28 protein-coding genes are annotated in these 26092 nt (G+C 40.2%); 5 read left to right on the plus strand and 23 right to left on the minus strand.

Annotated elements, in window-relative coordinates:
• Window positions 1-174: 174 nt before the first annotated feature.
• The 14 genes from K3F53_RS14250 to K3F53_RS14315 all read right to left on the minus strand — a co-directional run bounded on the left by K3F53_RS14250 (window position 175) and on the right by K3F53_RS14315 (window position 14401).
• On the minus strand, window positions 175-1530 hold the full coding sequence (locus tag K3F53_RS14250) for a class I adenylate-forming enzyme family protein (protein ID WP_057897983.1): 1356 nt from the start codon (window positions 1528-1530) through the stop codon (window positions 175-177).
• A gap of 25 nt (window positions 1531-1555) precedes the next feature.
• A complete protein-coding gene (locus tag K3F53_RS14255; protein ID WP_057897982.1) occupies window positions 1556-2704 on the minus strand; it encodes a cysteine peptidase family C39 domain-containing protein in 1149 nt (382 codons plus the stop codon).
• A 74-nt stretch (window positions 2705-2778) separates the two neighbouring features.
• A complete protein-coding gene (locus tag K3F53_RS14260; protein WP_057897981.1) occupies window positions 2779-3348 on the minus strand; it encodes a hypothetical protein in 570 nt (189 codons plus the stop codon).
• 32 nt (window positions 3349-3380) lie between these two features.
• Window positions 3381-4343: a hypothetical protein gene (locus K3F53_RS14265; protein ID WP_220559065.1), complete on the minus strand. Its 963-nt coding sequence runs from the start codon at window positions 4341-4343 to the stop codon at window positions 3381-3383.
• A gap of 72 nt (window positions 4344-4415) precedes the next feature.
• A complete protein-coding gene (locus tag K3F53_RS14270; RefSeq protein WP_091260117.1) occupies window positions 4416-6128 on the minus strand; it encodes a thiamine pyrophosphate-binding protein in 1713 nt (570 codons plus the stop codon).
• A gap of 34 nt (window positions 6129-6162) precedes the next feature.
• Window positions 6163-7353, minus strand: a complete 1191-nt coding sequence (locus K3F53_RS14275; RefSeq protein ID WP_057897978.1) for an aldehyde dehydrogenase family protein — start codon at window positions 7351-7353, stop codon at window positions 6163-6165.
• Window positions 7354-7392: 39 nt separating this feature from the next.
• Window positions 7393-8508: an aminoacyl--tRNA ligase-related protein gene (locus tag K3F53_RS14280; RefSeq protein WP_057897977.1), complete on the minus strand. Its 1116-nt coding sequence runs from the start codon at window positions 8506-8508 to the stop codon at window positions 7393-7395.
• The gene (locus K3F53_RS14285; RefSeq protein WP_057897976.1) at window positions 8508-8771 is read right to left on the minus strand and encodes an acyl carrier protein; all 264 of its coding nucleotides are present in this window, start codon (window positions 8769-8771) and stop codon (window positions 8508-8510) included. The genes K3F53_RS14280 and K3F53_RS14285 overlap by 1 nt, the downstream gene beginning before the upstream one ends.
• 18 nt (window positions 8772-8789) lie before the next feature.
• Window positions 8790-9797, minus strand: coding sequence for a MupA/Atu3671 family FMN-dependent luciferase-like monooxygenase (locus tag K3F53_RS14290; protein ID WP_057897975.1), 1008 nt, complete (start codon window positions 9795-9797; stop codon window positions 8790-8792).
• 25 nt (window positions 9798-9822) lie between these two features.
• The gene (locus tag K3F53_RS14295) at window positions 9823-10635 is read right to left on the minus strand and encodes an ABC transporter permease (protein ID WP_057897974.1); all 813 of its coding nucleotides are present in this window, start codon (window positions 10633-10635) and stop codon (window positions 9823-9825) included.
• Window positions 10636-10637: 2 nt separating this feature from the next.
• Entirely contained in the window at window positions 10638-11459 is an 822-nt protein-coding gene (locus tag K3F53_RS14300; protein WP_091260115.1) for an ABC transporter permease, read from the minus strand.
• Window positions 11437-12438 carry an ABC transporter ATP-binding protein gene (locus tag K3F53_RS14305; RefSeq protein WP_057897972.1) on the minus strand — a complete coding sequence of 334 codons (1002 nt, stop codon included), beginning with the start codon at window positions 12436-12438 and terminating at the stop codon, window positions 11437-11439. The genes K3F53_RS14300 and K3F53_RS14305 overlap by 23 nt, the downstream gene beginning before the upstream one ends.
• 70 nt (window positions 12439-12508) lie before the next feature.
• Complete coding sequence (locus K3F53_RS14310) at window positions 12509-13642, minus strand: beta-ketoacyl synthase N-terminal-like domain-containing protein (protein WP_220559066.1); 1134 nt, start codon at window positions 13640-13642, stop codon at window positions 12509-12511.
• Window positions 13643-13654: 12 nt separating this feature from the next.
• Window positions 13655-14401 carry a beta-ketoacyl-[acyl-carrier-protein] synthase family protein gene (locus K3F53_RS14315; RefSeq protein WP_057897970.1) on the minus strand — a complete coding sequence of 249 codons (747 nt, stop codon included), beginning with the start codon at window positions 14399-14401 and terminating at the stop codon, window positions 13655-13657.
• Window positions 14402-14932: 531 nt separating this feature from the next.
• Between K3F53_RS14315 and K3F53_RS14320 the strand changes: the two genes are divergently transcribed.
• The 5 genes from K3F53_RS14320 (at window position 14933) to K3F53_RS14340 (ending at window position 17990) form a co-directional block, all read left to right on the plus strand.
• Window positions 14933-15262: a hypothetical protein gene (locus K3F53_RS14320; RefSeq protein WP_057897969.1), complete on the plus strand. Its 330-nt coding sequence runs from the start codon at window positions 14933-14935 to the stop codon at window positions 15260-15262.
• A gap of 616 nt (window positions 15263-15878) precedes the next feature.
• Entirely contained in the window at window positions 15879-16220 is a 342-nt protein-coding gene (locus K3F53_RS14325; RefSeq protein WP_057897968.1) for a PadR family transcriptional regulator, read from the plus strand.
• 37 nt (window positions 16221-16257) lie between these two features.
• Window positions 16258-16878: a DUF1129 family protein gene (locus K3F53_RS14330; protein WP_162264999.1), complete on the plus strand. Its 621-nt coding sequence runs from the start codon at window positions 16258-16260 to the stop codon at window positions 16876-16878.
• A 180-nt stretch (window positions 16879-17058) separates the two neighbouring features.
• Window positions 17059-17277: a transposase gene (locus K3F53_RS14335; protein ID WP_062731146.1), complete on the plus strand. Its 219-nt coding sequence runs from the start codon at window positions 17059-17061 to the stop codon at window positions 17275-17277.
• 344 nt (window positions 17278-17621) lie between these two features.
• Window positions 17622-17990 carry a hypothetical protein gene (locus tag K3F53_RS14340; protein ID WP_057897966.1) on the plus strand — a complete coding sequence of 123 codons (369 nt, stop codon included), beginning with the start codon at window positions 17622-17624 and terminating at the stop codon, window positions 17988-17990.
• 426 nt (window positions 17991-18416) lie between these two features.
• Here the strand turns inward: K3F53_RS14340 and K3F53_RS14345 are convergent, their stop codons facing one another.
• From K3F53_RS14345 to K3F53_RS14385, 9 genes are all read right to left on the minus strand, one after another.
• Entirely contained in the window at window positions 18417-18653 is a 237-nt protein-coding gene (locus tag K3F53_RS14345) for a hypothetical protein (RefSeq protein WP_220559067.1), read from the minus strand.
• Window positions 18654-18673: 20 nt separating this feature from the next.
• Complete coding sequence (locus K3F53_RS14350; RefSeq protein WP_057897964.1) at window positions 18674-19114, minus strand: PaaI family thioesterase; 441 nt, start codon at window positions 19112-19114, stop codon at window positions 18674-18676.
• Between the two features lie 94 nt (window positions 19115-19208).
• A complete protein-coding gene (locus tag K3F53_RS14355; protein WP_220559068.1) occupies window positions 19209-19622 on the minus strand; it encodes a MerR family transcriptional regulator in 414 nt (137 codons plus the stop codon).
• 149 nt (window positions 19623-19771) lie between these two features.
• On the minus strand, window positions 19772-20515 hold the full coding sequence (gene hemQ / locus K3F53_RS14360) for a hydrogen peroxide-dependent heme synthase (RefSeq protein WP_057900241.1): 744 nt from the start codon (window positions 20513-20515) through the stop codon (window positions 19772-19774).
• A gap of 75 nt (window positions 20516-20590) precedes the next feature.
• Window positions 20591-22399 carry a peptidoglycan D,D-transpeptidase FtsI family protein gene (locus K3F53_RS14365; protein WP_220559069.1) on the minus strand — a complete coding sequence of 603 codons (1809 nt, stop codon included), beginning with the start codon at window positions 22397-22399 and terminating at the stop codon, window positions 20591-20593.
• Between the two features lie 148 nt (window positions 22400-22547).
• A complete protein-coding gene (gene udk / locus K3F53_RS14370) occupies window positions 22548-23183 on the minus strand; it encodes a uridine kinase (protein ID WP_057897961.1) in 636 nt (211 codons plus the stop codon).
• A 2-nt stretch (window positions 23184-23185) separates the two neighbouring features.
• Complete coding sequence (locus K3F53_RS14375; RefSeq protein WP_408863347.1) at window positions 23186-24481, minus strand: peptidase U32 family protein; 1296 nt, start codon at window positions 24479-24481, stop codon at window positions 23186-23188.
• Window positions 24482-24504: 23 nt separating this feature from the next.
• The gene (locus tag K3F53_RS14380; protein WP_057900240.1) at window positions 24505-25431 is read right to left on the minus strand and encodes a peptidase U32 family protein; all 927 of its coding nucleotides are present in this window, start codon (window positions 25429-25431) and stop codon (window positions 24505-24507) included.
• Window positions 25428-26075 (minus strand): O-methyltransferase, encoded by a 648-nt coding sequence (locus tag K3F53_RS14385; protein WP_057897959.1) that lies wholly within the window; start codon window positions 26073-26075, stop codon window positions 25428-25430. Before K3F53_RS14385 ends, K3F53_RS14380 begins: the two co-directional genes overlap by 4 nt.
• Window positions 26076-26092 lie beyond the last annotated feature (17 nt).

Here is a 26092-nt window from a genome sequence, read left to right on the forward strand (position 1 = left end):
AGTCGAAAATTGAAAGCCTCCTGTTTTCTCAGAAGGCTTTATTGTCTTCCTAAATAAAAATTTATCCTTTCATTTTCCAGAATAAATCTTACCTTAAAGTCCCAGTTTCTGATTCCAAAAACAGTATTAGCATGGGTTATACGTCAAAATGTTGGCGGTACCCCTTCTAGGCATCTACACGAAACTTCCTTGACCAAATCGTACTTCTGCTATCGCTTGTAGTTGTTTTCGATCTGTCTTTCCATTAGCTAGAACCGGTAAATCAGGAAGCATTTCATAAAAACTCGGTCGGGAAGGCTCTTCTATTCTATCTTTTATAAATAGGTCAATGTCTCTTTTCGTAATAGACTTATCCCCTACCACAAAAGCACACAATCGATTTCCGCGTGTTGGATGAGGAATCCCCACAACAGCTACGTCTCTTATTCCATCATATTCTCTTATGGTTCTTTCTACATATTCTGGGCTGACATTATATCCATTGACAATAATAATATTCTTTTTTCTTCCCAAAATCGTCACATACCCCTGCTCATCCCTCATTGCCATATCACCAGTAAGCAGCCATCCATCCTTAAGCATTGAGGCATCTACTTGTCCATCGGCATAATACCCTAACATTATAGAAGGACTTCGTACCCATAACTCTCTATCCTCGGAAAAGCAAATTTCTGTTCCAACAAGTGGTTTGCCAACCGTTCCGTAACGATAATCGTAAGGACTATTCAGTAATACATTAGGCCCCGCCTCAGTTAACCCGTAACCATCCAATATAGGAACACCCGTCATTTTCACCCACTGTTGAACAAAAGCATAGGGAAGTAAATCACCTCCACATCCCCATCCCTTTACTCCAATATCTACAATCCCTCTACGTTCTTTTAATAGATAAGGAAGCATAGATTGATAAAAAAAAGGAGCACTTTCTACCCATCTAACTCCCTGCTTCTGTAGTACAGTAAGTATAGATCGGGGACGTAAATTAGCAGGAATGACCAAATCCATACCATTTTGCTCCAAGATACCCACAATACTCAATCCATATGCACCCCAAAGCGGTAATGTGAAAAGAAGTCGCTCCCCCTCCTTATACTCGAATACTCGTGTTGTCTCACGTTTCTGATATTCAATTCCCTCTTTACTCCATACTACATATTTAGGTATTCCTACAGTAGAGCCTGAGGTTCTACAAATGAGGGCGGTATTACTAGGTATATTCTTTTCCCCTACCAAGGACAGTCTCTCAATCTGTATCCTGTAATGATCGCTCATATAGCACACATAGTCAGCTCGAACTATCTCTAACTGTTTGTCTAATTCAGCCACCTTTCCGAGCATGATAGGAACCGCTTCTAGTTCCTTGCATGCATAATAGGCAATTAACCAAGAGATAGGCTCATGAATAGCGATTGCAACCAAATGACCCTCAGAAACCCCTAAACGATTCATACTAAACATGAGTTGTTGTATTTCTTGTTTAATAAAACCTGTATAAGATGTACTACCAACAAAAACTTCATAATTAATCAAACCGCTTCTTTCCTTCCTTGAAAGATCATATTTGGATTGCTTTTATGGGTTTTACTAAAGAAATTTGAGAATGTCTTTGGAGGAACTCAATAAAAAATTGATTTTCTTGCATCTTTGTTTGCTCTACTGACTCAATTGTTGCTTCTAAAAACTTTTTAAGTGGTGACTGTCGCATAATATTCTTCATCAGACCAATACTTATAGCTTCCCATTGTTTTACAATCCTATTAAACCAGGCCAAATCCTCCTCATAAGCAGAACCGTATAGCATTACCAAATCTTTAAGCAAATCTAGGTAGTAGTAGCGCATTAATTTTATTTCCAGAACAGCTTGACCATAATCAGAAAGATGACCTCCATTCAGGTGATCATCATATTTATAGGAGATCAAATCCTCTACTAGCTGATTAATCGCACTTCTTCCAAAGTAATGCGTGTCATTACCTTCTCGGATTATGAGCCCCCGATTATATTCAAAAGCAACTGTAACAGCTACACTCTCCATCAATTTCATTACGTCACTCTTACCTATTTTGCAAATTTCATATAGCTGTAGCATTTCAAATTCTTTTTTACCCTGTACTTTCGTATTTTTTTCTAATTGCTTAATAGCCCGATCTCCACGCCAGCATGCTTCAAAGTCTCGAATTTTTATGCTCCCAACATAATCTGCTGGAACACCATCATAAATTAATGCCTTCTGCTCATCTATCCCATATACAGATATCCAATGCTTAATAATTCCAGGGTGAAGACTATTGTACTCAATCAGATACTTATCACTATGATAATATTCACTGTAAGGTAAGTGGAAATACGTAGCACCAATCAATGAGAGATGTTTATTTTTAATATTATGAATAATCGCTGCTTTACCTTCCTCATAGGTTTTAAACGATATGTTCTCTACTTTATAGCCCATATGCTCCGGGCTGACTCCATAGCCCAGCTTACTTAAACGGAAAGAATCTATATATTCGTCCCATAAGCCATACTCCATGTTGATTACATCTTTTTTCTTAGAATAAACCGTTACGCTATACATCTCTAAATTGGGATGTAAACTAAGGAAACTAGTCATTCCCTCATGCCTTAGTCGTTCATGCAAAATAACGTGAAGACAAATGGAATAATACGGAGCTTTCCTTTCTGGTGCGAATGGTTGTATTTCCATTACTGTACGCTCCCTTTCTTATGCAAATGATCGTATTTTCATTATTGTACGCTTCCCTTTTGAACGTATTGGCTCTATACGTTACACAGGGTAAGAGCAATTATAATCAGATATGGATTCCTTGGCAGTATGATTTGTTTAATACGCTCTGGATACTGAAGAGATACTTTCTGCAACCAAATGGTTCTTGGGAGTTCAGTAAGAATCATGTTCTCTACATAATAGGGGAGAGACATTGCTATCTGCTCTCCAAACAATGGTGTCCCAGTTTTATACTGTTTCCAGTTAGTCAAACCAAATCGTGCTTCTTTTTCCATCCCATCCACATATCGAATTATAAATTTATCCTGATAATCACCAAACAGCGAAAAGCCTAGGAAAGCTAAGGTTTGAAAGGAACTTTGAGCGTTTACTTCAATAATTTGACCATCACAACTTATAACATCATTATCAACCGTTTCAGTTAATGGGAAGAAAAAAGGAATTCCCCCATATGAAATTATTTCATCACTTGGAAATATCTCCCCAGGAATACTGCTGTGTACATGATCTAATTGAGCAACATACGTTGGGTCTTGAGTTGATACTCCCTTTGTATTAAAAACGGATGCCAAACTAATTATATGTGCATCTGTCATACTCATTGTTCAAGCACCTCAATTACTTTTCTAACAATCTAGAAATAGCTGATTAACTTTTCATAGACCTCTTTTTCTTTTTCAATAATTTTATCAACCCAATCAATCTGTTTTTGGAAATTAACACTACCTGTAATCTTTGCTTTAATCAAATAATTTCGAAACACAGCCCACATATTTACCGTCTCTTCTACTAAAATAATAAGTGCTGGATCTATCTCACCGCGAACCGGACTTGTTTGATCCTGATTTACATATAAAACAAACTCTAAAAAACCATCCCGATAATTTATTACTCGTTTTAACATATCAAACATTTTATTTAGATGAATTCCCAAATCTCTTCCATACGATATCATATCTTGCTTACATGTAAGCAATGCTTTTTGTCCGCTAAGATAGCCCTCATATCCGGGATCAGTACCAATAATTTTGTCGCAAACAGACCTAAATTGCTGTAGAAGCAATTCCTCGTTGATTTGTAAGGATGGTTCGGTCAATACAAAGCTGTATCTACCTTCTACTTCATAGGCTTGCTTAGTAGGTTCAATCGGGAACCAGCCAGAAAATTCATATGGCCACAAATCTGTTATATAAAAAACCTTGGATGCAGGGTCATAGTCCTGAATTAAAACAAAATGTGAGAAGATTTCCATATCGGTATACCATGGAAGGAATCTACCATCCACAACAGTAAAAAGTTGTCGATTTTGATTGATGGTTTCTTTTACTACATCCAATAGCTCACGTTTTTCGTAATGAATAAATTTTGCCTTGTAAATTTTTTGTAATGTACTTGGAAAAGGTATTAACACCTCTTCTTTTGCTGCTGTAAAATCATCAATGCTTCGATAATAAAATCCCCATCTGTCGGAAAGAAGCCAGTGATACGGTACTCCAAATCCTTGAATATAAGAACAAATAAGATACTCTAAACAATCTAAAAATTCTTTTCGTTTGTTATACATGACAGGATGGTATGTCGGAATAGTCAGATTCATTGGACTCCCCCTAACTTATTTAGACATCTACATATATTGCTTTGAATCAAATACTCCTATGAGACACACTTATTATCCTTTGTTCCCATATTGCATCATTACTGTGATTGGTAAATCTTGATCCCAATTGACTACTAATTCTAGCAAGGCAATCTTATTTTGTTTTGTGTACAACCTTGCTTCTTTTAATGCTACTTGGTATTCATTTAGAGTAGTTAATTTTGCATAATAACCACCAACAGATCGGGCTAAAGCTGCATAGTCTAGCTGTATTTGAAAGCAACACCCTATTTCCATTCCGCTCATGCTTTGTTGAAATCTTGGCCAAGAAAATCCACCATTATTTATTACTATAAAAGTGATACCTAATTGATGCTCAGCGGCACTACCTACAGCAGAGTATCCCATTTCAAACGAACCGTCTCCGAGTAAAGCGATAACATTCGCTTTTCTATCAGCAATCTTCGCTCCTAAGGATATACCCATAGGTAAACCCAAGGCTGTCTGTTCACCTGGAACAACTGTACGACCAGGCGGAGCAACCGTATAAACAGGATACGAATATCCCCACATATCATGTAAGCCGTTATCTTGAACCAAAATGACATATTCTCCAAACTCACGTTCGATTCCCTTCAGAATACTTCTTACAGGTGCCTTTACGTCTTCTATTTCTGACCAGACTGACAAAACTTCTTGTTTTACTTCCTTCATTCTTTTTATCCACTCGTTTTTGTTATTGATACCGCAATTCATATCCTCGCATGAGATTCGCCATAAATTTTGCAGAAAAAGTTGGGCATCCCCAAGTAGCCTGTGATTGGCATGAACAGAGCGTTCTAGCGACTCATAATGGCAATCAATATGCACAAAGAATGTATTTGAGAAAGCTTCCTTCCAACCCATCAAAGCAGTTTCCTCTAATTGAGTTCCAATCGCCATAATCAAATCTGCTTCGAAAAGAAGTTTCTTGATTTGTGGTAACGTATACAATCCTACACTTCCAAAAGCATAGGGATGTCTCTCATCTATGATTCCTCTTCCAGATGCTGTAGTAAAGATGGCTAATCCATGTGCCTCTGCTAAGGAAATTGTTAGTTCAGACACAAATGGACGATGTTGACACCCTCCTCCTAACAGGATGATGGGGCGTTTTGCTTCCGTTAGCTGCTTGAATACTTTATATATACTTTGTTCCTCTGGCTGAGAAAAAATAGGGCCTTGTTCATGAAGGCTCTTTTTATCAGCATCCCATAACAATTCACTACTTAGCTCCTGATATGTGAGATCATCTGGAATTTCAAGATAGACAGGACCGGGCTTTCCATTAATAGCCATAAAAACAGCTCGTCGCAGGGCCCAAAGGGCTTTCTCTGAATGCTCAACACGATAGCACCATTTAGTCATAGACTGCATCATAGCAATAGAGTTGGTTTCTTGAAAGGCTCCTTCACCACGTATGTTCCGTGCTGTGGCATTTGAGATAATTATTAAAGGTACAGCAGCAGAGTATGCCTCTAAAACACCCATCATGCAGTTTGCAATTCCAGGTCCCGGACTGGTAACAAGCACAGCTGGATCTCCTGACACCTGAGCATATCCCATTGCCATTCCAACCGCTATTCGCTGATCACGTGCCGTGAAAATATTTAGCCCCTCTTTTTTGTGTGCAGCTTCAATTAATCCCGCACCATCTCCTACCATACCGAAAAGTTTTGTTATCCCTTGCTCTATAAGTACATTCACATAAGCATCCCAGATCGTTAGACCTTTTATTCCCTCCATTATTTCACATCCTTCTATATGTTAATGTAGCGATTTATTTGCTACCAAATGCAATTGATACTTCTTTGGAGATTAAAAGAGGACGACTAATAAAACTTCCTTGATAGCACACATAATTCGCTTGTAAGCCATAACCACCGAATGGATGATTTCCGTTCTCAATATCATACAGACTCAAATCCTCTGAAACGATATGGGTAGAACGTAATTTTTCTACTAGTTCTGGTACTCCAAAAACAGATGCACCGAGAGTACTCTCTACACGTTCAGGCGCATGCAACCAATCTACTACCTCTTGTTCATCTCGGTAGGTTACAACATGAAAGATAGGGCAGAAAAACTCAATAACGTTACCAATTTTTTCGAGTGGGGATACAACAACAGTCGGCTCTACAAAATTAATGGACAAATCCACTTTTCCACCATAAACAATACGATCCTTCATTTGTATAAGATAATCCTGTGCCTGCTTTGACAATCCATCGTAAAATAACGGAGTAATTACATTTCCTGGTATGTTTCGCTCGCCAATCTGCAATTTTTCAATATCCTGAATCAATGTATTTAGAAAACGATCTTTAATATTCTCATGGACAAAATACACATTGGGGCACATACAATCTTGTCCCGAATTATAAACACGAGCAGCTACGGCTCGTTTGGAAGCATCCTCTATATTTGCTTTTTGTCCAATGATAAATGGGTTGATTCCAGCTCCGAAATACAAGAACAAAGACTGCGGATATGTTTTCTGTACATTCAAACTATTTTTGTAATTACCGGTAAAGACAACTACATCTGGTTGCCCTACCTGTGCCCTAAATTCCCGTTGGGAGATAGGGAGCAGCCGGGACGGTATATCTACCTGCCTCATCAAGAAATCATGAAGTTTTACCATTGTAGATAAAGATTTTGTAGAGGGTCTAATCAAGATTTCCTTGCAAAATAAACTTGGTACTGCGGCATATAACACGTAGGAGTACAGCAAAACATTTGATGAATGATAAACAGCAATTCGATTAATAGTAGGGGGATTGTAAAGATTCACTTCCTCTTCAGCTCCAAGCAAAGTCGAGATGGAAGATTCTATCTCAGCCTCAGCACTATCATAAGTAGCAATCTCCGTCAAAATATCTAGCAGTTCTACTTTGTTGGTTCGAATTCCTGAAACAAGCCTTTCCAATCGTTTTAATTGCACATCTCTTTCTTTTGTGGAAAAAACCATAAATAGTAACCCTCCTTCTATTTACAAACAGAAAAAAATTTATATATCCAAAATTTCCTTTATGTAAGTAGGCCATTCTTGAAGTTGAGTACCATACACAGCTAGCAAAGCATATACCCATCGGTCAATCCCAAAAGCTACACATCCTGAATGTAATATCGAACCATTTGATCCAGTAATGCTAAACTCTTTACATAGTGTATCTTTTACATTATTAAAGGAAGCAATCGAAAAATTACCTATATCCGTTGAAATAATCAGCTCATATTTCATGTGAGCCATCAACTGATACTGGCTTTTTCCAGCATGATGAGGAAAATAAAACGGATCATGTGCCGTCTCTATATAACCTCTAAATCCCAAATTAACAAATAAAATCCATATTAGATCTAAAAAAAAGGACCTTGTTTCCTCTACAAATGATTCATCTCCCATAAAAACAAACTCTCTCATTCTAAAATTATGCAGTCGGTGTTTTCCCAGACGCCATGGGGCTTCATGACGGAAGCAAACACCTTCTGTACTAAGTAGTAATGGTTCATGCAATGTTTGATTGGAATACTCCTCATAGCAATGAAAACATAGGGCTGGCGAAAGAAGATACTCACTACAACGAATATATTCTTCATAATTATCTGTTTGACTAACATTATTAAGCACTTCATACTCATGAGGAAATTCGGCAACTACATATAAGTTTTGAGGGAAGTTTTTCACATACTGACATTTTTCCAATGTCTGTCTTAGAATTAAAGAAGAATAGATTCTCGCCCTCGCCTGTTTAGAAATTGCATATTTGGTAAAAAGGCGCTGTAATGCATCATATAAAATAACTGCAGACTCTTTTCGAATCAGCTCTGAAAACTCCGCTACTATTTTTTCCTCATCAGCCTGTACTTTTGTGATGTCACCATCGGTCTTTCGAATAATTCGCTTAGGAAAAGGTCGGATACTCTTTTGTTCCTCTATCATAGTTTGAATAACCTGGTCAATATGTTTTTCTTTACTTTTGTCCACAATGTCAATTTCAATTTGCTTTGTTTCAGGATAAAAGCAGCAATGAGAAATCCCCTCAAGACTATATATCAATCTCGAAGTAATCGCTTCTACTTGCGATTGAGAAAGTTCTTCAACTACTTGATACTGTTTCTTCATTAATATTCACTCTCTTCTGTATAGACTACTTGCTCTAATTGTCGTTCATTAATTAGAGTTCCTATTTTCTCTAGAGTTCGGAAGTTTTCAAGTAAGAGGTCTTCGTCTCTAAACTCCAGATCAAATTCTTGCTCTAGTGCAACGATTAAGTTAATCGCAACCATGGAATCTAAACCTATATTTGTTAAGTCTTCGCATTCAGCAATAGGCTCTTCGATCTTAAGCAGGTCTTGTAATATTTTACATATCTTATCCTGAATCATTCCTATCATTCCCTTTCATTAGATAGTTTGAACATTCGCCCCTTTTACAAGCAAATGCAAACGTTCCAAACTCTCCATAATTTTCTGTTTTTCTAATCCAAAGTCAATCAGCGCAGCAACCTGTGTAACACCTATCTCCTCTAGCTTTTTCAATACGGTTTTACACGTCTCTGGAGTACCCAGCAAGGAATAATGAGGAGAATACTTTCTAAGCATCAAGGTTTTCGCAATCTCTTCTTCGCGCTTACTTACATAATGGGGAGTAGCCTCTGCCAATGACAGGAAAGCATACTGGTACTCGTAAAAGGCATTTTTTACGACCTGTTCTACCGTTTTAAGGTCATAATCCAGATAGGTATGAAGCAAAATGGTTACATCTTTATCTTTTATACTATGTCCTCCATCTCGTAATCCCGCATAATACAACTCAATCTTCTGCTTTACATCATTCATATCATTAAAAATAAAATGAGTTAACAAATGGTATCCACGTTTCCCCGCTTCATAACAAGTCTTTTTTGAAGAGGCTACTGTTACGTAAATCGGGATTCGTTTCTGGTAGGTTTTAGGAAATATTGTTATATCTTTTTCTCGGTCATTCCAAAGGTTTTCAATCCTTTTCATCCCCTCCCACATTAGTTCTTTTCTATTATCGAAATTCTCTGGATTTTCTATAAAATCGTTAGGGTTCCAACCAGAAGCAAAGGAAACGCTTACTCGCCCTTTTGACAATTGATCCACCATCGCCCATTCTTCTGCAATTCGAATAGGCGAATGGAGAGGCAATATGACACTCCCAACCTGAATACGCAGTTTTTTTGTTTCTCTTGCTACAGCCGCAGCAAAAACGGATGGACTAGGAAATAAGCCACCAAAAGTATGATAATGTCTTTCAGGAAACCAGACACCATACCAGTCGTGCTCCTCCGCAAACTGAATTACTTTGAATAAAAATTCATAGTGATTCTGCATATTTTGCGCTACAGAATCATTTATGTTTGAAAAAAAACTAACTGAGAATTTCATTACTCTTTCACCTCTCTGTGAAAACTCAACTGCTTGCACTGGAATAATTCCGAACAGCTGCCTTCCATAATAACCGAGTCAAAAACAATAATGCTAGTGGAGCAAAGATACCCCACATTATATTCGCTGTGCTTAATTGATTTAAGAGATACAATGGTCCGAAGTTACTTGCTAAAAACAACGGAATAATATAAATACCAATAGTCTGGATTATCTTACCATAAATTCTCGCTGGCATATGACCAAATTCCCAAATGTCATTGCTTAAGTCGTTCACAGATGATGTATTAATAAACCAAAATGAAAAGAGGTGCGGAATCAACATAATCGTATAACTAATTACAATTCCTCCGATTAAAAATAGCGCATAGCCTACGATATTAGCAAAACTAACCTCAATTCCCAATCGAACCCATCCCATCACTAATAGCACACTTCCAACTATTAAGTTTGGAATCGCCAAGCCGAAGTCTATATATCTCATTGTAGTAAGGAATTGTAGGGATATCGGTTTTGTAATATACAAATCTAATTTCCCTTCTTGTATATATTCCTCTGAAATTTTGAAAAAGTTAACGACAAAAAGGCTTACATATGCCCCTGTCACCAACATAAATGTGCCTGAGAACAATAGAATAGAATCTCTGCTTAATCCTTCGATAATCAACCCCGACTGGTATATTACGAAAATATAAATCAACTTCGATAATACAAAACCACTCTCCACAATGACTCCAACAAAGAAATTAAAACGATATTCCATCTGCGCCATCATACAATTTTTACCGAATAGATAATAAATCTTTAGTAATTTTTTTACTTCTCTAACCCATGCCACGTTTATCCACCTATAGCAATATATTTTTTAATACCAATACCCCATAAAAGTTTGGAGATAAGAGCAAAAGCCACAATCCAGAATACCTGTATACCCACTCCTCTCACTAGCTCCATACCTTGGTACTTCCCAATAAGCACATCTACTGGATAATTTACCGTATATTTAAAGGGTAAGTAGTTCAGAAAGGAGAGAATTGTATCACTAAAGACATCTAGTGGAAAAATCCCTCCACTTAAAATCACCAGTAAAATCTTCGGAGCTTCAAATATATAAGAGACATTCTCAAGCCAAAAGGCTATGGTAGTAATACAAAAGAAGATAAAGAAGTTTAATACGAGAGCAAGCAAAAGTGTAATAAGAAAATAACCGATATTAACAGGTCTAATCTCTACTTGAATCAGCCTATTTAACATGAACAAAATAATAAAGATTAAAATAAAACTGACAACAATATAAATTAGCTTAGAACCAAGAAAAGAATAGATTTTATAAGGAAGATAGCCAATCGGTCTAATTATAAATTTGTTAAGTCCACCCTCCTTTATATCTTCCGCTACATCATACTCAAAACCAGCTTGAATGATCCTGGCTGTCACTGCCGCAATCAGTGTATAAGTAATCATCTCCCGATATGTGTACCCAAAAACGGTAGAGCCAGGACTTTGACTATTAAAAATAGCTGTCCATAAGTAAGTCAATATGGTGATGGAGAATACACTTCCTACAATCCCCAAAACAAAATTAGCTCGATATTCAACTGCTGATTGTATACCTAATTGAAAAGTATGAATGTACTTCCTATAACTGCGCAACCTTCTCATTTTTCTCATCCTTCTTATACAAAATCGTAATGCTATCTTCGATGGGGATATCCTCTACATTAATGTCACTTACAGGCAAATGTTCTAATATCAATTTAGAATTTTGTTTTAATTGCTCGCGATCCAGCTCAATCAAACTTTCAAATTCATTGTGTTCTTTTACAATCCCATAAGCTTCTACAGCTGTTTGTGGAACAGGAGAGGAAAATTGAATTTTAACAAGCTTCTTCTGATTCAGTAATTCATTTACTTTGTTTAAGTTGCCATCATAAGCAATCTTTCCTTGATTGATAATAATAACTCTTTTACAAAGGTCTTCTACATCTTTCATATAATGCGTTGTTAGAATGATCGTAGCTTTCGTCTCTTCATTGTAATACTTCAAAAATTTACGAATACTTTTCTGGGAAATAAGATCTAATCCAATTGTAGGCTCATCCAAGAAAATAACCTTAGGTCGATGAATTAATGCAGCCACCAATTCTAGCTTCATTCTTTCTCCCAAAGAAAGTCTTCTCACCTGTACATCCAAAACATCCTTAACATCAAGTAACTCTGTTAGTTCATCCAATGTTTTTTGATACTCACGATCTTCAACTTCATAAATAAATTTATTTAAATATAGGGATTCATTAGCAGGTAAATCCCACCATAACTGACTTTTTTGTCCCATAACGATAGAAAAGTTCATTTTAAATTCCTTTTTACGCTCCCATGGAACATAACCCATCACAGTTGCTTCTCCACTTGTTGGATGCAAGATGCCCGATAAAATTTTCAAGGTTGTTGTTTTTCCAGCACCATTCGGTCCAAGAAAAGCTATCATCTCTCCTTCATCAATATCAAATGAAATCTTCTGTACCGCTTCCTTAACCAGCTTTTCCCGATGAAACAGGTTTTTAATAGAATTGAGTAATCCAACTTCTTTTCTGTAATAAGCATATTCTTTCCGTAGATTAGAAACGTGTATAAAACTCATACTTCCTCCTATTTTCTGACACTATCGCACAATTTTTCTACAAAAATACACTTTTAATACTCATTGTTTCTTAAGATTTCGCTGAAGTAACTACCATAGACACATAATTTCCGCAGAAACCAAAACTATTGATAAGCACAGACTCTACTGTTGCTTTCATACTACGTCCGATTACTGCGTGAATAGTACAGGCCCGATCGAGGTTTATCAAACCAATAGTCGTTGGTATTGCTTGACATTTCAAGGAAATTACCCCTGTAGCTAATCCCATTACTCCTGAACAACGTAATAAATGCCCAATAGCACCTTTATGGGAGCTAACCGGAATCATGTTCCCCTCTTCTATAGCCTCTACAATGCTCACTGCCTCAATAAGATCACCTTGTGGTGTGCCTGTTGCATGTGCCTGAATGCAATCAACTTTTTTACGCTTCGCTTCCTCTAGTGCTTCACGCATGGTTTGCATCGTACTCTCTTTATCTAGCTCAACCATATTTGTTCCATATCCACTAACAATATGACTAATTCCATCTATCCATGCTAGCGGCTTTTTCCCACGATCTCGCAAACATTCCTCTGACTCTAGTAAAATGACCCCCGCCCCTTCTCCTACTAAAATTCCATTACGATTTTGGTCGAAGGGACGTGCTGTGTCTGTTGAAATAGCTTTAACAATGTCAAGTGAAGCATATTCATATTCATTTAATAACTCTGCTCGTGCAATCATTACCATATCAAGCTGTTCTTGTGAAACAAGGCTTTTGGCCATTGCGATTGCAGAACTAATGGAAGAGCATGCTGCTGATACACGTAATACAGGTGTTCGCTCACGCCATGCAAAAGGGAGGAAATCCAAAGGATCTTTTACCCAGATCTCTGCCCTTTCTCCATATGTAGATGAAGAATCCCCACTCACAACTGGTAAAATAATAGCTTTCTTACAGCTCCGCCACGTCTCTATCTTGCATTCTGCTTGTTTTATTGCCTCTTCTAAGGCTTTGTTCAACCAAAATTTCGATATTGATTCCTCCAATTTGTCACTTTGAAAGTCAACTTGTCCACCCACTTGAGATCGAAACCCTCGAGCATCAAATCTGGTTAAAGGAGTAAGCGCGCTTTTTCCAGAAAACAGACCTTTAGAAAACGACTCAAGACCGAATCCATAAGGAGAAACAATACCCAGACCAGCTATACCCACTCTCACTCCTTGTCCCCCCTATGATTTGGTAAAGCAAATTGCCCAGTTGTCGTGATCGACATAACCAAACCTTGGCAATGAATTCTCTGATTCAAGCCAGGTCATTGCCTGTTCTAACTTACTTCCGTATAAACTATCATTTCCTGGATGCCTAAATGACCAATCCACTAATTTACCGATTGGTACTATCCCCCCCAGGGAAGTCTCTTTCATTAACGCCGCAACACTAATACTTCCAACAAAATTATCTGTTAAGGACCGTTCTCTATCTATATCAACTACTAACATTAAATCAGTACGATCCTCCTTTATCAGATTATACGCCCAGCCTAACCCGCTCAAACCACCATACAAGTCAGTCAATGTAGCTGAGGGTCCTTTAAAATTGAATTGTAAGGTAACAAGTGCAGTTGGGGAGCTTGAATCTATAGATAAACTCTGATGAGGTCTGATTCTTCTGCGCGGTTGATGGAAAGCATTAAGATAAGAATCAATTTCTATAGAGATAGCATTAGGCACATTCATAATGACTCCTCTTCGATCCGGTTCCGGTAAAAGATTTCTCTGTTCTAACAAAGAAACAACATAAGCAACGGATTGCAGAAGAAACGGTGCCAATTTTTGATGAATTTTGAACGGTTTTAGTGTAAGTGTTGAAGTGAAAGTTACATCATTTATTTTGCCAAACCATTTATTCGAGCTTATTTGTTCTTTATTTATAAAGAAATGATACCCGGTCACAACTGTAATCAATTCCCTATCCATCACCCTAACCTCTCCATATTTTTCAATATATGTTATTACAAACCAATTTATTTACATATTATCACCATATTTTCCAAAAAACAAGTTGCAGAAATTATATATTTATTACAATATACCATATTTTTCTTGTTATTATACAAAAATATATAGCGAAGTTGGCATAAAAAGAGTATTTGTACTAGCAATATTATCCCTCTCCCCTCTTCCTTTATCAGGTAGCGGAATGAAGAATGAAGCGAGTAAAAATTACGAATACTCATGGCTGGACAGTCAAAACATGACGAAAACAGGAACGGAAAGTCAAAGATCCTGCCTTACAAGCGCGTGTCATGGCGGTTCGTCTTGTCATGGAAGGCTATCTTAGAAAAGAGGTCGCCGCCACGCTAAATGTTAAAAATAGTAAAAATATAATATATTTTTAAATTCATAGGGATGTTTTTTATTTGGAATATAGTACCAAATGATAGAGTTAAATTAAGTAAAAATATGTTAAAATATAGACTGTTATTTGATTTGTTAGGAGGGAGAATATTGAAGTGTAACTTTTTAAAAATTTTTTTATGGATAGGTTTTTTATTTTCTCTAAGCTATTTAATTTTTGATTTAATCCAAACTGGTGAAAAGAAATTTATCACTATATTTATAACTTTGGCTTTTTGTGTCCTTCTGTTTCTTTCGAATAAGGTTGCAGAAAATAATAATAAAGTGAGGGTGGAGTGGAAATATAAAGAGAAAAGGATGAAATCAAGTAATATTGTAGTGGCATCAGCTAATGTTAAAAATCCTGAATTTAATTATTCTTACGCATTTAATAGAGTTGGAGAAATAGGAGTTGATGAGGGTGTTGCAAAACTAAAGTGAAAATCCAAGCGAAAAATATATGAGATCACGGAATCAGGAAGACAGGCATTAATCGAGTGGATGAATGAGCCTAGCGAGCTGGAACAGACGCGCGACGATTTTCTGTTGAAGGCTACAATTCATGGCTTGTAGAGCCATCACAGATGATCAGGCAGGTTACGGAGATGAAGAAACAGCATGAAGAGAGATTAACGGCATACTTGGAAAAAGAAGGAACTTACCCGGATGCTCGAACCGTCCAACAGCGCTGACCCTATTGCCTCCAGCATCTCTGTAGTAGATTTCGGCATCCAATATGAACGGCTCTATATAGAATGGTGTGAGAATTTAATGAAAAAACTTTTAAGGGGCTAGGAAGTACTTAACTGATTCATGGAACTGCTTCGTGATTCGCCCCAACGATCTTCATGAGTTTGGATACGTCCAGGTATATGGAATCATGTTGATTTTTTCCCTATAATCAATTAGAATAAGATTACTATCTTGTTTAACAAGATAGCTTACTTTTGGTCATCTACCTTGTTAAACAAGATAGTATATGCACTACGGATTTGCCAAGCTCTGTAATATCGTAAAGGTTGTTCAGCAAAAAAATGGGGATAGTGGTGAATGAAGCGTGTCGTCTAAGAGTCAATTGCTCAAAGGAGTATTGGAAGGATGTATTTTAGCCGTAATTGCCAGTGAAGAAGTTTATGGATATGAACTTAGCGTTAAATTGGCAAAATACGGTCTATCATTTGTGAGTGAAGGGAGTATCTACCCCGTTCTTCTGCGCATGGAAAAGGATAAATTGATAGCTGGAACGCTCAGAGATTCGCCGAGCGGACCAAAACGCAAGTATTACCATCTGACGGAACAAGGGTACAAGGCTTTAGGGGCATTTAAAGAGATATGGTTGGATATGAAGAATTCAGTTGATCGTATCCTAAATCTAGGGAGTGAGAAAAATGATAGTTAAAGAGATGATTGACGCAAACAATGAACGGCGGAAGCTGTTGAACAAGAAAAACAAAGAGTATTATGAAAAGATGCTTATTTATTTGCGATTGAGTCCAATTCCCGAAAAGCGGACGGAGGAGTTGCTGCTGGAGATTCTTGATCATTTGCTGATTGCACAGCAGGAAGGAAGGTCAGCAGAAGAGGTATTTGGTGAGAATCCGGAAGCCTATTGCGAGGAACTGGTGCAATCAATGGGCAAATATTCTCCTTACAGCATTGGCCGTTTTCTCTTCATATTTGGTGTCGGACTATATGTGGGTTTTCTATATGACGGTATTTTCCGTTTGTTGATTGATCCTTTATTACATCGTTTTTTTAATCTGCCCCATAAAACAGGGATGGATGTGAGTATTTTTCTTTTCCCTATGTTTATGGTTTTCGCGGTAGATCTCGTCATGTTTTTTCTCAGGAAATCAACTTTTATGAAATTAGGCGGGCGTATACTTTGGGGCTATTTTCTGCCCTTAGCCTTTGTTTATATTGTTCCTCTGGTCATCTATTATTTCTTTAGGGATGAACTGCCAGTGATTCCTCTTCCGGCTTGGATGAGTTTGCTCATCGGAGTATTGCTTTGGATTATTCACAAAGCATTGTTTAAGCGCGTTAAAGTTTTTTGACCAACCGTTCACTTATTATGAATAATAACATATAGATGGCAATGAACATGATAACGATTTTTACCGTGCCAGTGCGGTTGTTCTATTCCTTGTTTATTTTTCAAAAAGGAGAAGACACGTTCAATTTTTGAATGGTGCAGAAATAAAGCGCGACCAAATACCAAATAGTGAGGTCTTTCCTTGATTCATCAACAGATACTTTCTGATTTAGACGTAAAACATATTCCTTTAGCTTTAATTGATAGTACTTATGACCAACAGGCAAAATGGGGCATGTCTACACGCCATAAGTGGTACAAGGGTTACAAGTTACATCTGGCAACAACACCGACAGGTATTATTTTGGCACAAGAATTAACAACAGCAAATGTGTACGATAGTGATGCTGTATCCGATTGATTAAGTCAACTTACAGATTTTAATATCCAAATGATGATTGGTGATACCGCTTATGACAACAAAAAAGCACGCAAGCAATCAGAGGAACATGGCATCCTGTTTCTTTCACCAATTCATCCTCGAAAAGGTGATGGAAAGACTCTTGTAGTAGTGTACAAGCAAAAGAGGCTGAAGATTTACAAGAGCATTTACAAAAAATACAGGAAGAAGCTGAGTTAATTTATCCTTATATCAAAGTAAACGGTGAGCAAATAACTTTTGACGCTAAAGCTGCTGAACAAAATAATGTTCCTCAAGAATTAGTTGAAAGAACAAAAAATGAAATAAATAATTATGCTAACACTATGAAACAGAAACAAAGTTCCGCCACTCATGAAAATCAAAAAATGACTGTATATGCAGCCTCTAATTGTCAAGGAAAAAGCGGTACAGAAAGTACCTGGTATGGATCTATTGTGTATTATAATAGCTGTCAAGCAAATGCAATTGTTGGCCTATTAACAAGTGGAACTGGTGCAACGGCAACAGCAGCAGCTTTAGCAGCCTATCATAACAAACCTGTTACAGCTTTATATACAGGAGTTGCAGCTGGATTAATGACTATAGGTGCTGGTGTTGTTTCTGCTGCTAATGCATGGGGAACGGGTATAACAATTAGATATGTAGATTCGTATATTACTTCTGATCTACCTTTTTGGGTGTGGGCTCAATAAATAAAATGAGGTGAGGAAACTGACAAATATATCTAGAAAGGCTTGGCTTTTTCTTTCCATAGGATTAGGTATCATTACTAACAATTACTGTACTTACTGTAATTAACGCTTTAACTTTTATTATCGTTAGTTCTAAAAAATAAAGTTCATGCTTAAGCCGATTTTCAGTACATTAAGGAAATCGGCTTTTTTCATGTGAAACATCGCTTAGCGTATAAGATTTTTTATGAAAATAAAAAACAGGTTATGACCCATTTTTACACGTATCTCGGCTGAACCCCTTATAGAGATCGTATTGATCTTTCACAAAATCTAGCATAAATAAAAAATCGATCAGCTTATTGCTTTTAACCTACCTCGCCAAAAGTCTTCTACTTCTAAACATGAAGGTGTGGTAACACGAGTGAAAGGAGGAAGGAGTATAGCTTACTTACTTCCAAAACGGTCGTGGGTATGCAGACGCGGCTGGTTTCTTGCCGCGCGCTCGGCATGTTCCAATGCTTCTTCAGATCCTGCAAGAACGGCGAACTCTCGGCATTGATTAATCCCCCAAGCATCCTTCTCTCGGGCAAGCGCATCTTGTAGGGAAAGGTCAATGTCAAGGGGGTTGAAAGGATGAAGTGGCTTCGGCTGATTCGTGACGGTATGCGTCTCACGTATCATCACACTCACCTCCTTGCCGCCTAACAACCAGTCTCTGATTTTTCAGATGCTATCGTCACAATAGTTCCCTGGGCGGTGGCACAAAGTGTCTCCTCTCCTCCATCCTTGATAACGAGAACATCACAGCGACATACCGCTTGGAGTTTGCCGGCATAAACAACAGTACCACGGGCGACGAGCTTCTCCCCAATGGCAGGCCTCAGGTAGTTTATCTTGTATTCGGATGTCAAGACATTCGGCCCCAGAACCGAGCCACCAACGAAGGTTAGTGCGTTGTCAGCCGCATAACTGAGAACACCGCCGTGAACGAATCCGTTTTGTTGCAACAATTTTTCGTGCACCGGAAGCTCCAATACAACTTCGCCGGGCTGAAACACCATAAGTTTCGTTCCAAGAAGTCTGCTGAAAGATTGCGCTGCCAATGCATGTTGACCAATACTGAATAATTCATTGCTCTCCATCACTTCAACCTCCTTTTATAATGAACCTCCCCCACCTACGCCGGAGACGTGGAGGAAGGGGTCTTCTCGCGTGTCATATCAAAATATTTCGTGGTTAATTTCCTTCATTTTCCGTATTGCTTCGCTTTAACTCCCACAACCGAGCTTCAAAGGCTTCTTTGAAACTTAGCAATTCATCCCTTAAAACGGTTAATTCTTCAATTTGCTTTTCTACTTGCTTGATTTTCTCCACACCGTATTCGATGGTTCGTTCCAGCTGTTTTACTCCTAAGCGATCTTCATAAAAAAGATCGAGCATTTCTTTGATTTCGTCCAGACTAAAACCAAATCGCTTTCCTCTAAGAATCAATTTCAGCCTGGCTCTGTCCGCTTTTGTGTAACGTCGGGTGCCCCCCGGTGAACGAGTTGGATGCAACAACCCCCTTTCTTCGTAATAACGAATCGTTCGGGTGGATATATCCAATTCACTGGATAATTGAGATATAGAGTAGGTTTCTTGCTTCTTCATCAGCCGTGATCACCTTTTCCTCATATGACTGTCAATTTTGATTATACTAAAAATTCTATTTAACGTAAACGTTATATATTTATCCTATTATATATTTACGAAAAAAAAAGGGGGCCCAAAGTGATGGGGCCCCTCTTTTTTTGCTTTCATTAGATTGCGAAATATTCATTCACACGCTCTTCAGTCATGCGATTGCCGACAATAAACGTGCCGAACTCGCCGAAACGCGCGCTCGCTTCGTCAAAACGCATCTCATACACCAGCTTTTTGAATACAATCGGATCATCCGCAAATAGCGTGACGCCCCATTCCCAATCGTCTAGTCCAACGGAACCAGTAATGATTTGCGTAACGCGTCCCGCGTAACTGCGCCCGATCATGCCGTGACTGCGCATCATCGCGCGGCGCTCTTCCATCGACAGCATATACCAGTTGTCATTGCCTTCGCGTTTCTTGTTCATCGGATAGAAGCAAATATGCTTCGTTTTTGGAAGAATTGGCTTCAGACGCGCCTGAATCGCCGGGTCAGCCTCAGGGTTTTCAGCCTGAGAGACGTAACTGCTTAGTTCGACAACAGAAACGTACGAATATGTTTGTATGGTATACATCGCAAATTGCGTCTTGTTGAATTCTGCCTCCAACGCATCCAGTTCTTCTAGGGTTGGGCGTAAATGCATAAACGCGATATCCGCTTTATGACCGACTACGGAAACCATCGTGCTGCTTCCCTGCTTGTTCGCTTCTACATCCCCCCATTTATGCATAAATGCGATCAACTCTTCCAGCGCCGCCCGACGTTCTTCTTCTGAAGCGCTTTTCCAAGCTGCCCAGTCAATGGAACGGAAGTCATGCAGGGCAAACCAACCTTCAAGCGTGTTTACTGCTTCACTCATCATCGTTCAACTCCTTATTATTTCTTCGTTTATGTATCCTTCTTCCACTATTTTTCATTATAACAAAAACCGCATTCAATTTTGTTTATATTTTTCTTGCTCTGCCTGTGCCAAGTCCGTAATAAACGAACCAAACAGCTTTGTAGCTTGATTCATACCGGTTGTTGGCTGCTCTTCCGCGAGCACCGCAATGGCATAGCGCGGTTTTTCACGCGGAACATAACCGACAAACCAGTGGTTGTTTTTTGGCTCATCCCTCACGATTGTTTGCGCTGTACCGCTTTTACCAGCTACCTTCCACGGCAATCTTTTCAGGATGGTAGCGGTTCCCTGATCCACGACATCTTCCATAAATTTGCGAAGCGTACTTGCCGTAGCGGGTGAAATGTCCGCTCCATCTAACGGTCGATCCTCAAAACGGTAAAACGTTGTACCGTTCTGATAATTAACGGACTGAACAACACGGACTTTTTGTTTTTTCCCCCCGGAAGCAATAATCGCCGCCATATTCGCCGCCTGCATCGGGGTCAGTTGCACATCGCGCTGTCCGATCCCTGTTTGAATTAGAATTCCCTCGTCCTTTACCGGTATATCATGTGCAAATACCTGTCCCCGATCCTCGCTATCAAACTGCCGAAATTTGCCCAGCTTATAAAATGGGAGCTTTTCCCACCCGATTTGCTGATTTAACCCGAGCTTGACCGCATATTGCTGAAGCTTCTCCGGGCCAACTTTTTTGACGATTTCAGCAAACGCAATATTGCATGATTGAGCGAATGCCTGTTCAAATGTAATGTCACCGTGCCCCTCTTTCTTCCAGCAAGAAAAACCATATTTACCCAGATTTCCTTTGCATGTGAAGTGATCGTCCGGTTTTACCACCCCTTCCTCCAGCGCCGCTGCAGCCACAACAATTTTGAAGATGGAACCGGGGATCGCTTGCTTTATTGCCCGATTTCTCCACGCGTCGGAAGCCGTATTCGCCTTTGATGGATCTAAATTCGGCCGCGATACCATGGCCAATACATCTTTCGTCTCCACATCAAGCACGACCGCGGCTCCTTTTCGTACCGGAGAGCTGTCGAATGCCTTTTCCAGTTGTTCTTGAATAGTGGTGTCAATCGTTGTGACAAGCGTGAGCGGATAAAAAGAATTGTCCGCTTTCTGCAGCCGCACATCGAGACCGTTTAATGGATTGCCGCGTCCGTCCACATAATACGAAACCGATGTCTCCCCGACGCCCATAAGAAACGGCTGAAACGTTCTCTCCAGCCCTGCTATGCCGACTTTGCTTGTAGGCTTGAGCACCCCTGCCTCTACATCTTCTTGGTATTTTTCTTGAATCAGCTTCGGATTTTGCCCGATATACCCGATAACATGACGGGCCAGCCAATTTTTTGGATAACGTGTCGTTACAGGTAGCGGAATGACACCGGATAGATTCAACTCGCGGATTTGTCGCGCTTGGTCTTCACGCAGAGAAATAATATTCCCATCCTTGTCCTGCCAGAATCCGGCGTACTTTACGCTCGACAAAAGCATGCCTGCTTCTTCTTTTGTAATACCTAAAATTTGCCCCAGCTTACCAACTTTCCCACTATCCCCAAGCGAATATCGCACCAGCGGAAAAATAGCCAACCCTATTTGTTCATCGCCGGTCAAGGGATTTCCCTTGCGATCGTAAATCATACCGCGCCCGGTATTGAGCACAATTTTCTCCCGACGCTGCGCCACGGCCCGTTCTACAAGATCCACATTATGTACCGAAAAAGAACGAGTAGCAATAACCTGAATCCAGGCCAACCGGGTAATAATACCTGTATACAGGAACGTAAACAGCAAAAGCACGATAAACATCCGGCGCTTTTTCCGATTGAGTGACATAAGAAAGCCCCTTTCCCAAATCGGTAGACTATTTATTCAGTTTTGCCGGGCGATAAGGGGAATAAACACGAAACAGGCCGGAAAATCATAATAAGAAAAAGCCGGGCTTTTATCGCATTGCAAACGCCGGCTTTTCCATATGTGTAAATTACATTCCAGCCGAAAGCGACTGGAGCACAGTATCAATTTTTGTGGAAAGCAAGTCAATAGCCACACGGTTCTGTCCACCTTCCGGAACAATGATGTCCGCGTAGCGTTTAGTCGGTTCGATAAACTGCATGTGCATGGGACGCACAACCGTTAAATATTGTTCCACGACCGACTCGAGCGTACGGCCACGTTCCTCGATATCACGCAGTATACGGCGGATAATACGCACATCTGCGTCCGTATCCACAAATACTTTAATATCCAGCAAGTTACGGAGCCGCTCATCTTCTAAAATAAGAATGCCTTCAAGAATAATAACATCTTTCGGTTCGATCCATACCTTTTCTTTGGCCCTTGTATGCCGTTTATAGTCATATACGGGCTTCTCAATCGGTTCGCGTCGACGCAGACACTTCAAGTGCTCAATAAGCAGATCAGTATCAAACGCCATGGGATGATCGTAGTTCGTTTTCGTCCTTTCTTCAAACGTAAGATGAGATTGATCCTTATAATAAGAATCCTGTTCAATCATCACGACGTTCATATTTTCAAACCGACGGTAAATCTCGCGAGCGACCGTCGTTTTGCCGGAGCCAGTGCCGCCCGCCACACCAATAATAACAGGTGTTACCATTCTTACTTTTTCTCCTTGCGCATCATATCATAACGGCTGACCGGACGAGCTACGCGCAGCTTTATAGTCTGCATTGCGTGCGGTGCGGACGCAATTTCCTCCCCGTCCTCATTCCACATTTCTTTTACCTTCTGCGCAAAACGATCAAGCGTCGGACCGAAAAATTCGACCGTATCTCCCACGCTGAATTTATTGCGCTGCTGCAGCGTCGCAATTCCAGTTTCCGGATCATAATCAAGCACAAGACCCGCAAAATCGTATTGCGGCATCTCTTCATTTTCTCCGTATAATTGATCTTTCTCTGTCGGTACGCCATAAAAGAAACCTGTCGTTAGCGAACGATGGGATGCTTTCCTGATTTCTTCCATCCATTCTGGGTTCAGCTTGTAGTTGTCCGGGTCAGCACAGTACGCATCCACCGCCCGGCGGTACTGGTTGGTTACGGTCGCCACATAATGAATGCTCTTCATCCGCCCTTCGATTTTGAAACTGTCTACACCCGCTTCAATCATGTCTGGCAGGAATTCAAGCATACACATATCTTTCGAACTCATCGTAAATTGTGGATCGTTCTCACTAAACATCGGCAGCGCTTTTTTGCCGATTTGTTCCATTGATTCATCATCTTTCGGTAACTCCTCGAACATATCATACTGCCAGCGACAGGATTGCGAACACCCGCCGCGATTTGAGTCGCGCGCCGTAAAGTGGTTGGATAGCACGCAGCGCCCAGAATAGGAAATGCACATCGCTCCGTGTACAAACGCCTCGATTTCAATATCAACATGCTTTTTGATCTCACAGATTTCGCGGATAGAGACTTCACGTGCAAGCACTACGCGACTTACACCCTCATCTTTCCAAAACTGCACTGTCTGCCAGTTCGTAGTCGAAGCCTGAGTGCTCAAATGGAGCTCCAAATCGGGCGCCGCCTGTTTCGTGCGCTCAATTAGCGCAGGGTCGGCTACAATGATCGCGTCGATGCCGACACGCTGCAAGTTGCGCATAAAATCGTCCACCTGATGCAAATCTTCATTGTGTGCGATAATGTTGGTCGCCACAAATACTTTTGCGCCATGCTCATGCGCAAATTCGACAGCCGCCTGCATTTCATCAAATGAGAAGTTGTCCGCGTTCGCGCGCAGGCCAAGGCTTTGGCCACCAATATATACTGCGTCCGCACCGTAACGCACTGCAAATTTCAGCTTTTCCAAATTGCCGGCCGGCGCCAGCACTTCCGGCTTTTTCAGAATGGTTCGGCGCGGCGTTACAATTTTTTTATCGGAAATGACGTTTATTTCCGTCATGGATTATCACCTCATTAATAAACTTGCTCTTTAAAGAAAAAGCCTGTCGTAAGTTCCCGATCGGCCGGCTGAATGGCGCGCAATTCTTCCATTAATCCACCTACTATGTCCCTGAATTTATCCGGACTTTCGGCGTACGCGTCAATCGCACGGCGGTAAATGGAAACGACTTTTACGTTATAGTCTGTGTCCTTCATAATTCCTTCAATCTTAAAGCTGTCAATTTCCGCTTCCATCAGTTCATCGAGATACTCAAGGATGCAGATGTCTTCTGCGCTCATAATATGAGTACCGTTCCTATCTTCATAAATCGGATAATGTAAATCCTCACGCTTTTCTTCCGTAATGAACAGCCTGCGATCCATTCCAGCCGATTTGGCTTCCTGGCCTTTGAATTTTTCGTAGTTAGACACCAGGTCACGACGGGAATGGAAAATACACGTCATCCCGTGTACCTGTACCTGAATTTCCACATCCGCGTTTTCTTTGATTTCAAAAATCGCGTCCATATTCAACTCACGCGCCACAAACGCGCGCGTCGCACCTTTGCTACCCCAATAGTTAATCGTCTCATAGTTTGTCGTCAGCACTTCCGCATTCCAGTGCAGCGGTGTTTTCAGCCCAAGCTGACGCGCCGTTACAAGAACCGCGGTATCGCCGAAAACAATCGCATCCACACCGATGTCTTCAAGCGCACGCAAGTATCCGGGCAACTCTGCTAAATCATCATTATGAAATAAAGCATTAACCGAGATATATACTTTTGCCTTCCGCCCATGCGCGAGCTCCGTCGCCTGACGAATATCATCCAGTTCAAAATTTCCCGCGACCCGGAGGCCAAATCGTTCATGGCCGATACTTACCGCATCTGCTCCGGCGTCAATGACCCGTACAAGCTCATCCAGATCGGCAGCCGTACAGAGCAATTCCGGTTTTTTCACATTACTTCCCCCCGTTTTATGCATAAAGCTAATCCATCTCCTATGGAAACAAATGACGTCTCAAGCGCCGGATGTTCAGCCAAAAAGTGATTAAACGCGCGCAATTTTTTTATCATGCCGCGCCTGCTTTTAGGAACATCTTCGTCTGCTTCAGCGATCATGCCGCGAAAAAAGACGTTATCACAAATTAAAAGCCCGCCTTCCACTAAATACGGCACATACGTATCAAAATAAGTGCGATACTGCCCCTTAGCCGCATCGAAAAAGATGCAATCAAAACGAGGCTCGCCATCGAGCCCGTCCCGTGCATCCTGATGAAACACGGTAATCCGGTCGCTTACACCCGCTTCAGCGAAGTTTTGCCGTGCGCGCCGCACCATTTCCTCCGAAATCTCAATGGACGTAATGTGGGCGTCCGGCGCCGCCTGCGCAAGCCAAATGGTAGAATACCCGATCGCCATACCTACTTCTAGAATCCGCTTCGGCTTATGCATAGTGAGCAAAAAGCGGATAAACTGAATACTGGGCAACTGGATAATCGGGATGCGCTCCGCAGCAGCTTCGCGTTCCATCCGCATAAGAAGTTCCGCACGCGGCGGAATGAGCGACTCCATATAACGATTGACTTTGTTTGAGGTTATCATTATTTTACACCCCATCG

It is taken from the genome of Aneurinibacillus thermoaerophilus, from assembly GCF_019603355.1.
GTDB classification, from domain to species: domain Bacteria; phylum Bacillota; class Bacilli; order Aneurinibacillales; family Aneurinibacillaceae; genus Aneurinibacillus; species Aneurinibacillus thermoaerophilus.